The following is a 14,170-nucleotide window of genomic DNA, read 5'->3' as shown; positions in this document are numbered from 1 at the left end:
ACCGCTCCGCGGGCCTGTCCGGCGGCCCGGGGCCCGTTCCGCAGCCGTGGGTGTTTCCCCGGCAGCCACGCACCCGGGTCATATCGTTTCGTGCAGGTCCCCGGCGTAGTGCTCGATCGCCGAGCGGTACTGCCGGACGTGCGGGTCCTCGCTGGTGGCGGCGAGCAGTCCCAGCAGCAACTGCGTCGACTCATGGTGATCGCCGGTGTTGAAGAGGGCCATGGCGAGGAACGTTCGCAGCGCCCCGTCGTCGGGGAACCGCTCGACGCCGCCGCGCAGCACCTCGACGGCTCTCTCGTACTGCCCGAGCACCCGGCAGGTGCTCCCGAGACCGAGCAGCGCGCCCCGGCGGTCCTCCTCCGACAACCCCGTCCCGTCGAGGCAGCGTTCGTAGAACGGCACGGCCTCGGCTTCCAGCCCGAGCACATCATGGACCCACGCGGTCTGGTAGGCGACTTCCGCGTCCGCGGGGAAGGCGGCGCAGAGGGCGAGCAGTCGCTGTCGGGCCTCCTCGGGGCGGCCTCCGGTGCGCAGCCGCACGGCCGCAGCGAGCAGGGTGTCTCTGTCGTGATCATTCACGTGATCATTCATACGGAGATCATCCCTGGTCAGCGGTCCCGTGTGGCTGCCTCGGCGCCGCCCGCACGGCGGAGGTGCGGCCCTGTACCGGACGGGTCTCGGCGTGGCACGGACAGGGCGTGCTCAGGCCCGCTCGCGACCGGTTCTGCGCAGCCGGTCCCGCTCCTTCTCCGAGAGGCCACCCCACACGCCGAACCGCTCGTCATTGGCAAGGGCGTACTCCAGGCAGGCTTCGCGCCCCTCACAGGCGTTGCAGAGCTGCTTGGCCTCACGCGTGGAACTGCCAGGGGCAGGAAAGAAGAATTCGGGCCCCGCCTGGGCGCACAGCGCTGTCTCCTGCCAGGCGAGCGCGGGGGCGGCCGCGGTGTTGATCAGCATGGCACCCACAGTGCCCGGTCGCGATAAACGACTGATCAACGCTCCATCAATGCGGCGCGCCGATGGCTTCCGGTCAGCTGTCCGGAGGCTGCGCCCGCGCCGGCTGCGCACTCTTCATGACGGCTGCGCGCTCTTGATCAACGCTACGTGCTCCTGCACACGGCTACGCGGCTGCTGCTCTCCCCCGGCGGAACGCCGACCGCCAACGCCCTGAGCCGAAGGCGCTGTCGGCGCCGCGTGGCACGATATGAATCGCCCGGGGCAGGTGCCGGGCAGGACGGCAGCGGGGCTGCGCGGACAGAGGGACGTACATGACAGAGGCCGGACCGACGGAGGCCGGGGCGAGCACGGGAAGGGCCGCCCGGGAGCTGCTGGCGCAGGCCGAGCGGCTGCTGGACATGGCGCGCGCGGTGCTGACCGATCACGCCCGCGCCATCGATGCCGTGCACGCGGCGCTGAAGCCGATGCTCGACTCCCTCATCCGTCGCGAACTGTCGGCCATCCCGGTCGCCCGGCTCAAGGACGTCACCGAGGGACGGCTGCGGCTGGGCGCGGTCGAGCAGGCCGGCTTCACGACCGTCGGCCAGGTGCATGAGGCGAACCGTTACGAGCTCCGCCAGATCCCCGGCGTCGGCGCGCAGACGGCCGACCAGGCGCTGGCCGCGGCCGGCCAGATCGCCCACGCGGTACGGGACACTGTCGCGGTCCGGATAGATGTGGACACCCCGGACGACTCCACGACCGCGCTGGTCATCGCTCTGCACCGGCTGGTCGAGGCCGGTCCGGACGTCCGCCGGGCGGTGGACGCGGCGGGCCGGCTCGTCGGGCGTCTCGATCCGTTGCTGGCCGCGGCGGGACCGGCGCGGCGGCGACTGCGCATGTGGTTCACCCGGCGCCGGACCCGTGCCCAGGTGCTGGAGGCCGTCGCCTCGGTACGGGCCGCGGTCGACGAGGCGAGCGCGCGCGAGCTCGCGCTGCTGTTCGGTCAGGTCTCCGTCGACCTGCTGCGGGCCGCTGATTCGGACGTCGCGGCGTGGGTCGACTTCGAGCTGCGGTCCACCGAGTACTACAGCCTGCTCGCCGAGATGTCGGGCACCGGCCCCGACCGGGACGCGGCCGAGGGGTTCCTGCCGTCCGGGATCGCGGACCGGGTGCGCGGTCTGCGGCTGGACGACGCCCATCTGCGCGTTTCGCTGCGCGGCTACCAGTCGTTCGGCGCCCGGTTCGCGCTCGCGCAGAAGCGGGTCATCCTCGGTGACGAGATGGGGCTCGGCAAGACCGTCCAGGCCATCGCCGCGCTCGCGCACCTCGCGGCGCGGGGCGAGACGCACTTCCTGGTGGTCTGCCCGGCGAGCGTGCTGATCAACTGGGCGCGCGAGGTCCGCGCCCGCTCGACCCTGCGCGCGCTGCCGGTGCACGGCCCCGAGCGGCAGGGCGCCTTCGCCCAGTGGCGCGAGAGCGGCGGGGTCGCGCTCACCACGTTCGACGCCCTGCACACCCTGCCGGCCGCGCGGGACTGCGGCATGAGGCCCGGCATGCTGGTCGTCGACGAGGCCCACTACGTCAAGAACCCCGAGACGCGCCGCTCCCAAGCAGTGTCCGGCTGGACACAACGCACCGAGCGGGTGCTGTTCCTGACCGGTACGCCGATGGAGAACCGGGTCGAGGAGTTCCGTAGCCTCGTCCGCCACCTCCAGCCCGAACTGGCCCCCTCGATCCACACCACCCACGGGGCCGCCGGTTCGCACGCGTTCCGCAGGGCCGTCGCCCCGGCCTATCTGCGGCGCAATCAGGAGGACGTGCTGACCGAACTCCCGGCGCTGGTGCAGGTCGACGAGTGGGAGGAGTTCAGCGCGGCCGATCTCGACGCCTACCGCGAGGCGGTGGGCGCCGGGGAGTTCATGCGGATGCGCCGGGCCGCGTACGCCCGGCCCGCCACGTCCGCGAAGCTCAACCGGCTGCGCGAGCTGGTCGCCGAGGCTGCGGAGAACGGCCTCAAGGTCGTCGTGTTCTCGTACTTCCGCGAGGTGCTTCGCACGGTCGAACAGGCCCTGGGGCCGGGCGTGTTCGGTCCGCTCTCGGGGAGCCTCCCGGCTGCCCGGCGCCAGCAGTTGATCGACGGCTTCGCTGCCGTCGCCGGCCACGCGGTCCTGCTGAGCCAGATCCAGGCGGGAGGTGTCGGACTGAACATGCAGGCAGCCTCCGTCGTGATCATCTGCGAACCGCAGATCAAGCCGACGATGGAGCATCAGGCGGTGGCCCGCGCCCATCGGATGGGTCAGATACGGACCGTCCGGGTGCACCGCCTTCTCGCGGCCGACAGCGTCGACGAGCGGATGCTCGGCATCCTGGCCCGCAAGGAGCGGCTGTTCGACCTGTACGCACGGCGCAGCGACATCGCCGAGACGACGCCGGACGCCGTGGATGTGTCGGACGGGGCTCTCGCCCGGCGCATCGTCGAGGAGGAACAGCTGCGTCTCGCCACGGGAGCGGCCGGTGCGCTTTCGGAGCGCTGACCGGTCAGGACCCGTGTGCCGCGGGGTCATGGGCGGGCGAGCCCGTGTCCTTCGCCACGTCGCCGGAAGCGGCCCCGCTCGAAGCCGTCTTGTCCGGAGCCGTCTTGTCCGGAGCCGTCTTGTCCGGAGCCGTCTTGTCCGGAGCCGTCTTGCCGGTCACTGTGTCGCCCGGAGCCGTCTTGCCGGGGGCGGGCGTGTCGTGGTTCATCTGGGCGTGCGGGTCGTAGCCCGGCACGGTGCCGTCGGCCTTGGCGACCAGGAGCAGCCCGGCCATGCCCATGTCGGAGTGGCTCTGCACATGGCAGTGGTACATCCAGGCACCCGCTCCCACGCGTTCGCCCGCGATGACCTGGAAGCCGAAGGAGTCCGCCGGGCCGACGATCTTCGTGTCGACGACGCGGCTCGGGTCGTCCGGGCCGGTGAGCAGCCCGGTCCGGTTGTCCGCCCAGCGATGACCGTGGACGTGGAACGTGTGGTAGTAATCGCCGTGCGTGATCATGACCACTTCGAGCCGGTCCCCCACCGTGGCCCGGAAGTCGGGGGCCTCGTGGGCGGCCTTGTTGTTGATCGTCATGTCGTTGAAGACGATCGTGATCGTCTTGTCCGGCAGGATGTCGCCCTTGCGACGGACGATCAACGGACCGTAGAGGCCCTTCCGGATGCCGCCGGTGCCGTGATCCGTACCGACCACGTGGTCGTGGTAGTGCCAGTATCCGGCGCTGCCCGGCTGCCAGGTGCCGTCCTTGCGGCGGCCCGCCGCATGAGTGCGCCAGGTGTAGGTGCGGGTGTCACCCGGCTCGACGATGCTCTTGTTCATCCGGGTGCCGTCGCTCGCGATGTCGTAGTCGACGCCGTGCGGGTGCAGGCCGACCGGCACATCCATCGTGTTCTCGAACTCGATGTGCAGGGTGTCGCCCTCATTGATCTCGATGAGGGGACCCGGGATCGATGCCTTGCCCTTCTCCAGGCCATATCCCATCTGATCGTCCGCCAGCTTCTCCACGTACAGCTTGAGATGACGGACGACACCCCCTGCCGGGGCGGTCCTCGGCGGGGGTTCCGCCGAGCTGGCCTCGACCGCACCGAGCGATAACGATGTCACCCCGGTCGCGGCCACCACCCCGCCGCCCACCAGGAACCGCCGGTTGAAGCTCCTTCTGTCCATGACGAACTCCCCACTGCACTAAGGAATTTACGGAGTTTTACGCACGCACCCGGATCGCGGGGACTGCCCGGATCACGGAGACTGCCAGGTCGCGGAGACTGCGGGACTGCGGAGTTACGGAGGTTACGGCGATCGCGGCGGCTTCGGACGTTACCGGGGTTGGCGAGGCGCGCGGTGCCCCCCGGACGGCCCACACCGTAGCCGGGGGATCTCTGTTTATCCACACCCAGGACAAAGTTCGTGCCTTTTACTGCCATAGCTATTGGCGGGTCGCGAAAAGAGGTCTAGCTTCGTCGGCTGTTGCAGTGACCAAAGAGGGGTTGGTGACCACATGCAGCGCACACCACATCACAGGTCCAGATCGCGACGCGGACTTGCGGCGGCCCTGGCGGCCGGCGCACTGACCGCTTCCCTGCTCGGCGGCAACGCCGCCAGTGCCAGGCCCTATCCGGAACCGGGCCCGCAAAACCTGGCGACAACGTTATCCCTCCCATCGCCACCGGGCGGCGCCAACGTCAAGGTGCTGGTGTTCCACGCCTCCGCCACCGAGGAGTCCCCGACCGTAGACGCCGGAATCGCGGCGATCGAGAAGATCGGGCTCACCGGGCCGGAGGCCGGCCGGTTCCAGACCGTCGCCACCGACGACCCCGCCGTCTTCACCAACGGCAAACAGCTCGGCAAGTACAACGCCGTCGTCTTTCTGACCGGTGGCGGCGATGTGCTCGACCCGGAGCAGGAGGCCGGCCTGGAGGCGTACATGGAGGCGGGCGGCGGCTTCCTCGGCATCCATGCCGCGGCGCGCACCGAGCCGTACTCGGACTGGTTCACCGGTCTGATCGGGGCCCGTCCGGCGGCCGACAGTCCAACGAACGTACAGCGAGCGACGGTTGAGATCGGCGACCGGCAGCATCCGGCGACGAAAAACCTGCCGCTGGAGTGGAAGCGCCCGGACAAGTGGCTGAACTGGACGAAGAATCCGTCCGGCGACGTGCACACCGTGGCGCGCGTCCGGGAGATCACGTACCAGCCGGGCGCCAGTGCCAACGGCTGGGACCACCCGGTCTCCTGGTGCCGTGACTACGACGGCGGCCGCTCCTTCTACACGGCGATGGGCGGTACGGTCGACAGCTTCGCGGAGACCGACTTCCGCGACCATCTGCGCGGCGCGCTGAACTGGACGACACGGATCTCGCAGGCAGACTGCCGGGCGACGATCACCTCCAACTACCAGGCGGAGCGCGTCACCCAGCCCAATCAGCCGGGCCTGAGCGACCAGATCGGCGAACCGCACGGCCTGGCCGTCGCTCCCGACGGGCGGGTGCTGTACATCGGGCGCGGCGGCGCCGACAGCAGCAAGCCGGTCGTCACCGACTGGAACAACCCCGACATCGGCAAGGGTCTCGGGCAGATCCACGTCTACGACCCGAAGACCAAGAAGGTCACCCTTGCCGGTGAGCTGACGATCTTCGGCAACAAGGGCGGCGGCGACGAACTGATCAAGGTCGAGGAGGGGCTGCTCGGGATCGAGCTGGACCCGGACTTCGAGAAGAACGGCTGGGTGTATCTGCACTACACACCGCACTCGAAGATCGACCGTGACAAGCAGATGGCGGTCCGTCAGGTCTCGCGGTTCACACTGGACATGGCCACCAACAAGCTGGATCTGTCCTCCGAGAAGGTGCTGCTGCACTGGCCGGTCCAGGTCCACAGCTGCTGCCACGCGGGTGGCGGGATGGCCTGGGACTCCAAGGGCAACCTGTACATCGCGACCGGTGACAACAACTCCTCCGGTTTCAGCGACGGTTACTCCGGCAACAACCCGCAGCCGAACTACAAGGGCGTCTCCTTCGCCGATGCCCGGCGCACCGCGGGCAACACGAACAACCTCAACGGGAAGATCCTGCGGATCCACCCCGAGGACGACGGCACGTACACGCTGCCCGAGGGCAATCTCTTCACCGGCAAGGAGCCGGACGAGGGCGGCGGCAGGACCCGCGGCGAGATCTATGTGATGGGGGTCCGCAACCCGGCCCGCATCTCCATCGACAAGTCGACCGACACGCTCTACGCGGGCTGGGTCGGCCCCGACGCGGGCGCGCCGTCCACCACCTGGGGTCCGGCCAAGTACGACACGTTCGCGGCGATCACCAAGGCGGGCAATCACGGCTGGCCGTACTGCATGGGCAACAAGCAGCCCTACCGGGACCGCAATCTGCCGGACCCGAGCAAGCCGCTCGGCTGGTACGACTGCGATCACCCCAAGAACGAGTCGCCGAACAACGACGGTCTGGTGAACCTGCCGCCGATCACCTCCAACACCATCTGGTACTCGCCGCAGGGCGGTGGTGTGGACTACCCGCGCGACGCCAACGGCATCCCGAGCTACAAGGCCGAGGAGCAGAAGCAGCTGCTGCCGTGGCTCAAGGGCGGCGGTCAGGCCACCATGAACGGCCCGGTCTACCGCTACGACGCGGCGAGCACCAGCGCCGACAAGTGGCCCTCCTACTGGGACGGCAAGTGGTTCGTCGGTGACTTCTACGACGACACCCAGCCGCGGCACGCCGTGCTCACCGACCCGAAGACGGCCGGCAAGGGCGGTCTGCCCACGCACGCCGAGTCCCTGAAGAAGATCATTCCGGTCGGGGCGGACGGCATCCGCAACCTGATGGACTGGAAGTTCGCCCCGGACGGTTCGCTCTACGTCCTGGACTACGGGCGCGGCTTCTTCACCTCCGACTCCAAGTCCGCGCTGTGGCGTGTGACGTACAAGGGCGGCGGTCCGACCCCGGCCGCCGCGGATCTCGCCAGGAAGGCGGCCGTGCGGTGAGACACCGATCGATCTTCTCGCGACAGCGGTACCGGCCCGTCCGGTTGTGGCTTGCGCTGCTGGGTTCGTTCCTCATGGTGCTGGGGCTGACCTCGACGGCGGCGTACGGCCGTACGGCGGCTCCGGCGGGCGCGGCGGCCGACCAGGTCCTCACCTGGACGGCGGGCGACCCCATCGACCATTACCTGTCCGCCCCGAAGACGGCGGTGGCCGGCAAGGCGACCATCGTCTTCGAGAACAGCGCGGCGACCGGCAACACCACGGGGATGCCGCACACCCTGACGTTCAGCGTCTCGGACCCGGAGTTCAACAACGACGTCACGCTGAACATCCTGGCCAACCCGGCCGACGACCAGGGCGGCAGGCACACTGCCGAGGTCACGCTCTCCCCGGGCCGGTACTTCTACCACTGCACCATGCCGGGACACGAGGCGATGCAGGGCATCCTCACCGTCACGGACGACGGCGGTACGGACACCACCGCGCCCGAGACCTCGGCGAAGGTCGACGGTGACAAGAACGCCGACGGCGCGTACGTCGGCCAGGCGACGGTCACCCTCTCGGCGACCGACGACAGCTCGGGTGTCGACACCGTCGAGTACGCGGTCGGGGCGGACGGCGCCTGGCAGCCGTACACCACGCCGATCGTGGTGAACGAGGTCGGGGAGCACACGATCCGGTACCGGGCCACCGACAAGGCGGGCAACACCGCGGCGGAGAAGTCCGTAGCCTTCGCGGTCGCCGCGCCGCCGACGGACGACCGGACTCCGCCGGAGACCTCGGCGACGGTGTCCGGCGAGAAGGACGACCAGGGACGGTACCTGGGGATGGCGACGGTCACCGTGACCGCCTCCGACACCGGCTCCGGCGTCAACACCATCGAGTACGCGATCGGCGCGGACGGCGCCTGGCAGCCGTACACCGGGCCCGTGATGGTGCACGAGACAGGCACGCACCAGGTCCGCTACCGGGCCACCGACAAGGCGGGCAACGCGGCGGCCGAGAAGTCGGTCGACTTCACCATTGTGGCGCCGCCGACGCAGGACAGGACGCCGCCGGAGACCTCGGCCAGGGTGGAGGGCGACAAGAACTCGGACAACGCCTACATCACCAGCGCCAAGGTGACCGTCACCGCGACGGACACCGAGTCGGGCGTGGACAGGATCGAGTACTCGCTGGACGGCGGCCCGTACCTCGCGTACACCACCACCGTCATCATCGACCGGGTCGGCTACCACACCGTCGCCCACCGGGCGACGGACAAGGCGGGCAACACCTCGGTGGCGAAGCAGGTGTCGTTCACCGTCGCGGAGAGCGGAGGCGTACCGGCGCCGAACTGCCCGGAGTTCGACGAGCGGCTCACCGTCATCGTCGGCACCGTCGACACCGGGGTTCCCAACCGCATCACCGGCAACCGCTGCACCATCAACGAGCTGATCGAGGACGAGAAGGACTGGTCGTCGCACGCGCTGTTCCTCAAGCACGTCGACACCGTCCTCGACAAACTGCTCGCCGCCGGTGTGATCGACGCCCGCGAGCACAAGAAGATCTACCAAGCGGCCAAGCAGTCGGGGATCGGCAAGCCGGGCCAGGACGAGGGCTACAAGAAGCTCTTCGACGGCACGGCGGCGTCGTTCGCCAAGTGGCAGCAGGTCGGTGGCGGCAGGTTCGGGCTCAACGCCGACGGCACGATCACCAGCTCCACCACGGTGGACGGCATGGGCATGCTGTGGTTCCCGGGCCGGCAGTACGGCGACTTCTCACTGAAGCTCCAATGGCGCGACGACGCCCCCGGCGCGGGCAACGCCAACAGCGGTGTGTTTGTCCGCTTCCCGAACGTCCACGACAACCCCGAGGAGTCGCGTCCGGAGTGGGTCGCCATCAAGTACGGCCATGAGGTGCAGATCCTCGACCGGCCGGACGGCGACATGTACAAGACCGGCTCGATCTACGGCTTCGACCGGATCGGGCTGGCCGGCGCCGGGGTCACCCCCAAGGGCACCTGGAACGACTACGAGATCCGGGTGGTGGACCAGCACTACTCGGTCTACCGCAACGGTGTCCTTCTGAACGAGTTCGACAACGATCGCGGTCAGGTCTTCGAGCCGCCGCGGGGCGACGACCCGGGCACCGACGGCCGGCGGTACGCCTCCGGCTACATCGGGCTCCAGGTCCACAGCACCACGGACGTGGTCTCGTACCGCGACATCCGGATCAAGGAGCTGTAACCGGGACCGGGGTCAGGTGGCCGTGGCCGCGTGCCGAGGCATGTGGTCACGGCCTCCCGGGTGCCGGTGGCGCCACAACCAGAACACCGTGCAGGAGACCAGCGCCCATCCGGCGAGCACCAGATACGGGAAGACCCGCTGGTGCCCCTGGTAGTAGACGGCGGCGTGCTGGGCGTTGACCGAGGCGCCCGGGGGGAGCCAGCGTCCGATGAAGCCGAGCACCGACGGCAGCAGAGGCCAGGACACCGCACCACCGGAGGACGGGTTTCCCAGCATCACCATCAGTCCCCAGGTGGGGAGCATGGCCCAGCGCCCGATCAGGGTGTTGAACATGGTGAAGACCATGCCCGTCGTGAACATGGTGAAGGCGAGGATCAACCACGACTGGACGAAGGGCAGGTCGACGGAGCCGAGCAGCCAGTCGACCACGGCGGCGATGGAGAACCCGCCGAGCAGGGCGTAGGCGACGGTGAACCCGATCCGTTCCAGGGGCTCCAGCCCCTTGGCGTGCACACTCAGCTGGATCGCGCCGACGAATCCGACGATCACCGCGGCGAGCGAGATGTAGAAGAGAGCCAGGCCGCGCGGGTCGCCCCGCTGCAGGGGCTTCACATCCGTGACCTTCACCGGCACATGGGCCGCTTGCCCCGCCTCCAGCGTGGACTCCGTGAGCAGCTGGGCGACCGACGCTCCGGACGCGCTCGCGACGTCCACGGCGACCCCGCCGTTCTCGGACCGCAGGATGGCGAAGACCTTCTGCTCCTCCAGCGCGGTGCGGGCCCGGGCCCCGGTGGCGTACTCGTGCAGCACCAGCGAGGTGTCGAGCGCGCCCTCCAGCCGGTCGAGGAAGACCTTGTCGCGCGGGGTGTCCAGCGGACCGACCACGGCCGCCGGGATGTTGTGCGGGGTCGGGTTGGCCATTGCGTACGTGTAGGAGCCCGCGAAGAGACCGGCCGCGGCGGCGATGATGAACAGGAGCACGACGGCGGGCAGATACGGGGACGCCTTGAACGCCGCCCACCGGTCACCGCGGGCCGGGGGCCTGGCATGTTCCCCGCGCGGGGTGACGGGCTCCAGACCGGGTGCGCTCATGCAGCGCCGTCCCCGTCGTGCCGGGCCCGGCTCGGCTGGACCCGTTTCGGTTCGCCGGGCATCTTCGGGTACTCCGGCGGGTACGGCAGTTCGCCGAGCCCATGCTCCCGCTCGTCCCGGTCGGCCAGCTCCAGCAGGCCGTCGAGCCGGAACGCGTGCTCGTCCATGTCCGCGTGCACGTCGCCGGCCTCGGCGTAACGCCCGGGCATGGTCCTGATGTCGAAGTCGCGCGGTTCGGCGTCGTCGATCTCCTCCCAGCGCAGCGGGGCGGAGACCGGGGCGTGCGGGAAGGGGCGTACGGAGTAGGCGGAGGCGATCGTGCGGTCGCGGGCGGTCTGGTTGTAGTCGACGAAGATCCGCTCGCCGCGCTCCTCCTTCCACCAGGCGGTGGTCACCCGGTCCGGCATCCGGCGTTCCAGTTCCCGTCCGGTGGCGATGGCTGCGCGCCGGACGGCGGTGAAGGTCCACTTCGGCTCGATGGGGACGAAGACGTGGATGCCCCGGCCGCCGGAGGTCTTGGGCCAGCCGCGCAGACCGTGCTCGTCGAGGACGGACCGCAGCTCGTGGGCGGCCCGCACCGCGTCCGCGTAGTCCGTTCCGGGCTGTGGGTCGAGGTCGATGCGCAGTTCGTCCGGGTGGTCGGTGTCGGCCCTGCGGACGGGCCACGGGTGGAAGGTGAGCGTGCCGAGGTTGGCCGCCCAGATGACGGCGGCGAGTTCGGTGGGGCAGATCTCGTCGGCAAAGCGGCCGCTGGGGAAGTCGATCCTGGCAGTGGGGATCCAGTCGGGAAGGTTCTTCGGGGCCCTCTTCTGGTAGAAGAACTCGCCCTCGACGCCGTCGACGAAGCGCTGGAGGGTGGTCGGCCGGTCGCGCAGGGCGCGGGTGATGCCGGGGCCCACGGCCAGGAAGTACTCGGCCACGTCCCTCTTCGTATAACCCTTCGCCGGGAAGTAGACCTTGTCCGGACTGGACAGCCGTACGGCCCGTCCGCCGGCTTCGAGCTCCACCGCCTTGCCCGCTGCACCCATGACGGTCACGGTAGGCCGGGTCCACATATGCCGCATATCGGGAGACGGGTGCGCGTCCATCGGCAAGAATCGGGGTCATGGATCTGCCGGTGATGCCGCCTGTGAAGCCGATGCTCGCCAAGTCCGTCGCGAAGATCCCGCCCGGTATGCAGTACGAGGCCAAGTGGGACGGTTTCCGCGCGATCGTGCACCGCGACGGCGACGAGGTGGTGATCGGCAGCCGCACCGGAAAGCCGCTCACCCGGTACTTCCCCGAACTGGTCACCGCCGTCCGCGACAATCTGCCGCCGCGCTGTGTGATCGACGGCGAGATCGTCGTCGCGTACGGGGGCCGACTGGACTTCGACCGGCTCAGCGAGCGCATCCACCCCGCCGATTCCCGGGTGCGGCTGCTCGCCGAGCGGACCCCGGCCAGTCTGGTCGCCTTCGACATCCTGGCCGTGGGCGACGATTCGCTGCTCTCCGTACGGCAGTCGGACCGGCGCGCCGTACTGGAGGCGGCCCTGTCCGCCGCGTCGCCGCCCGTCCACCTCGCGCCGGCGACCACGGACCCGGCACTCGCCCAGGAGTGGTTCGACCGGTACGAGGGCGCGGGGCTCGACGGTGTGGTCGCCAAACCGCCCGATCTGCCGTACCGCCCCGACACCCGGGTGATGTACAAGATCAAGCACGAGCGGACCGCCGACTGCGTGGTGGCGGGCTACCGCCTCCACAAGAGCGGCCCGGTCGTCGGCTCGCTGCTGCTCGGCCTGTACGACGCCGAGGGCGTCCTGCAGCATGTCGGGGTCTGTGCGGCCTTCTCGATGAAGCGGCGCGCCGAGCTCCTGGAGGAGCTGGAACCACTGCGCGTGGAGCCGGCCGATCACCCGTGGGCGGCCTGGACGGACGCGGCGGCGCACGAGGGGTCGCGGCTGCCCGGGGCGCCGAGTCGCTGGTCGGGCAAGAAGGACCTGTCCTGGGTGGCGCTCAGCCCGGAGCGGGTCTGTGAGGTGGCGTACGACCACATGGAGGGCGACCGGTTCCGGCACACCGCGCAGTTTCGCCGGTGGCGGCCGGACCGCACCCCGGACGGCTGTACGTACGCGCAGCTGGAAGAGGTGGTGCGGTACGACCTGGCCGAGGTGCTGTCAGCCGGCGGGCGCTGAGCCCGAGGGCGTGGCGCAGGGTTCCTCGGTCGTGCCCGGGTCGGGTGTCGGGGACTCGGTGGTTCCGGTCGAGCCGGTGGGGTCCGGTGACGGCGAGCCGCTCGGGCAGCCGGGGTCCGTGCCGGGGCCGGGGGCCGAGGTGCTGGGGTCGGGGCTGGTGCCGGGGTCCGGGGAAGCCGGTCCGCTGTCGGTCGGGCCCGGTGAGGCGGTGCCCGGATCGGTGGGGTCCGGGGAGCCGGTGGGGTCCGGGGAACTTGTCGGTGAGCCGGAGGGCTTCGGGGACGTGGAGGGCGAGGGGCTGTGCGAACCGCCGGGCTGCGGGCCGATGACGATGCCGCCGCCCGGGGCGCCGGGACCGCCCACCGGGTGCTTCGGCTTGTTCGGTCCGCCCGCGCCGGGGCTCTTCGGGACGGTGCCCTTGCCGTCGGCCACCGGGTGAACGCCCTTGCGGTAGAACTCCAGCCAGGACAGCACGGTGCGCAGGTAGGTGTCCGAGTGGTTGTAGCTGAGGATCGCCCGGTCCAGGTCGGCCTTCACCGACAGATCGCGCGGTCCGGCACAGAGGTAGTACCCGGCGGCGAGGGCGGCGTCGAAGACGTTGTTCGGATCGCGGCGGCCGTCGCCGTTGCCGTCCTTGCCCCAGTGGGCCCAGGTGGACGGGATGAACTGCATCGGGCCGACGGCCCGGTCATAAGTGCTGTCGCCGTCGTACACGCCGCCGTCGGTGTCCGGAATGTTGGCGAATCCGGCGCCGTTGAGGACCGGTCCGAGGATCGGGTCGAGCGTCGTGCCGTGGGCATCGACCCGTCCCCCGCCCGCCTGGCCCGACTCGACCTTGCCGATCGCCGCGAGTAACTGCCACGGCAGATGGCATCCGGGATCGGTACGCGCGAGCGCGCTCTCCGCCTTGCGGTAGGCGGCGAGCACCGTGGCCGGGATGCCCGCCTCGGCCCACGACTGCGCGACGGCCGGGCTCTGCTTCACACCGGCCTTCGGCGGCCTCGGCGACTGCAGCGGCGGCAGTTCGGTGTGATAGGAGTCGTCGTTGGGCACGTGCGACCACGTGACCTCGTCGGACTCCTGTCGCTCCGTCGCGGTCTGTTCATGGCGGACGAGTCCCGGTGCCTGGGACCCGGTGAGCGCGGCCATCGCGGCGACCGCGGCTGCTGTGCCTCCGATTCCGCGGCGCATGGTGCCGTTGAACCTCATGCG

Annotated in this window: 9 protein-coding genes and 2 pseudogenes; 5 read left to right on the top strand and 6 right to left on the bottom strand. The window is 70.0% G+C overall.

The annotated features are described in order from the left end of the window. Window positions 1–78 precede the first annotated feature (78 nt). Together OG936_RS31450 and OG936_RS31445 are read right to left on the bottom strand one after the other, a co-directional pair. Window positions 79–591, bottom strand: coding sequence for a tetratricopeptide repeat protein (locus tag OG936_RS31450; RefSeq protein ID WP_406499337.1), 513 nt, complete (start codon window positions 589–591; stop codon window positions 79–81). Between the two features lie 111 nt (window positions 592–702). Further along, on the bottom strand, window positions 703–957 hold the full coding sequence (locus tag OG936_RS31445) for a WhiB family transcriptional regulator (protein ID WP_406385317.1): 255 nt from the start codon (window positions 955–957) through the stop codon (window positions 703–705). A gap of 311 nt (window positions 958–1,268) precedes the next feature. On the opposite strand from OG936_RS31445, the pseudogene OG936_RS31440 reads away from it, so the two are divergent. Together OG936_RS31440 and OG936_RS31435 are read left to right on the top strand one after the other, a co-directional pair. Next, window positions 1,269–3,224: pseudogene (locus OG936_RS31440) on the top strand (DEAD/DEAH box helicase); the annotation flags it as partial. Continuing rightward, window positions 3,173–3,592: pseudogene (locus OG936_RS31435) on the top strand (hypothetical protein); the annotation flags it as partial. The pseudogenes OG936_RS31440 and OG936_RS31435, both read left to right, overlap by 52 nt. Here the strand turns inward: OG936_RS31435 and OG936_RS31430 are convergent. After that, window positions 3,478–4,638 carry a multicopper oxidase domain-containing protein gene (locus tag OG936_RS31430; protein WP_406499335.1) on the bottom strand — a complete coding sequence of 387 codons (1,161 nt, stop codon included), beginning with the start codon at window positions 4,636–4,638 and terminating at the stop codon, window positions 3,478–3,480. The pseudogene OG936_RS31435 and the gene OG936_RS31430 overlap by 115 nt on opposite strands. 331 nt (window positions 4,639–4,969) lie before the next feature. On the opposite strand from OG936_RS31430, the gene OG936_RS31425 reads away from it, so the two are divergent. Together OG936_RS31425 and OG936_RS31420 are read left to right on the top strand one after the other, a co-directional pair. After that, window positions 4,970–7,465 carry a ThuA domain-containing protein gene (locus OG936_RS31425; protein WP_406499333.1) on the top strand — a complete coding sequence of 832 codons (2,496 nt, stop codon included), beginning with the start codon at window positions 4,970–4,972 and terminating at the stop codon, window positions 7,463–7,465. Between the two features lie 74 nt (window positions 7,466–7,539). Further along, entirely contained in the window at window positions 7,540–9,693 is a 2,154-nt protein-coding gene (locus OG936_RS31420; RefSeq protein ID WP_406500680.1) for an OmpL47-type beta-barrel domain-containing protein, read from the top strand. Between the two features lie 12 nt (window positions 9,694–9,705). Here OG936_RS31420 and OG936_RS31415 read toward each other — a convergent pair whose 3' ends face one another. Then, window positions 9,706–10,785: an ABC transporter permease gene (locus OG936_RS31415; protein ID WP_383758953.1), complete on the bottom strand. Its 1,080-nt coding sequence runs from the start codon at window positions 10,783–10,785 to the stop codon at window positions 9,706–9,708. Continuing rightward, complete coding sequence (gene ligD / locus OG936_RS31410) at window positions 10,782–11,792, bottom strand: non-homologous end-joining DNA ligase (RefSeq protein WP_406500679.1); 1,011 nt, start codon at window positions 11,790–11,792, stop codon at window positions 10,782–10,784. Before ligD ends, OG936_RS31415 begins: the two co-directional genes overlap by 4 nt. A gap of 98 nt (window positions 11,793–11,890) precedes the next feature. Between ligD and OG936_RS31405 the strand changes: the two genes are divergently transcribed. Beyond that, complete coding sequence (locus OG936_RS31405) at window positions 11,891–12,958, top strand: ATP-dependent DNA ligase (RefSeq protein WP_406499331.1); 1,068 nt, start codon at window positions 11,891–11,893, stop codon at window positions 12,956–12,958. Here OG936_RS31405 and OG936_RS31400 read toward each other — a convergent pair. Beyond that, on the bottom strand, window positions 12,941–14,167 hold the full coding sequence (locus tag OG936_RS31400; protein ID WP_406499329.1) for a lytic murein transglycosylase: 1,227 nt from the start codon (window positions 14,165–14,167) through the stop codon (window positions 12,941–12,943). The two genes, OG936_RS31405 and OG936_RS31400, sit on opposite strands and share 18 nt — an antisense overlap. Between the last annotated feature and the right edge of the window lie 3 nt (window positions 14,168–14,170).

The organism is Streptomyces sp. NBC_00846, assembly GCF_045207325.1.
In the GTDB taxonomy this organism is placed as follows: Bacteria; Actinomycetota; Actinomycetes; order Streptomycetales; family Streptomycetaceae; genus Streptomyces.
Note: the sequence above shows the minus strand (reverse complement) of the source record. Positions and strands in the feature narration are given on the sequence as shown.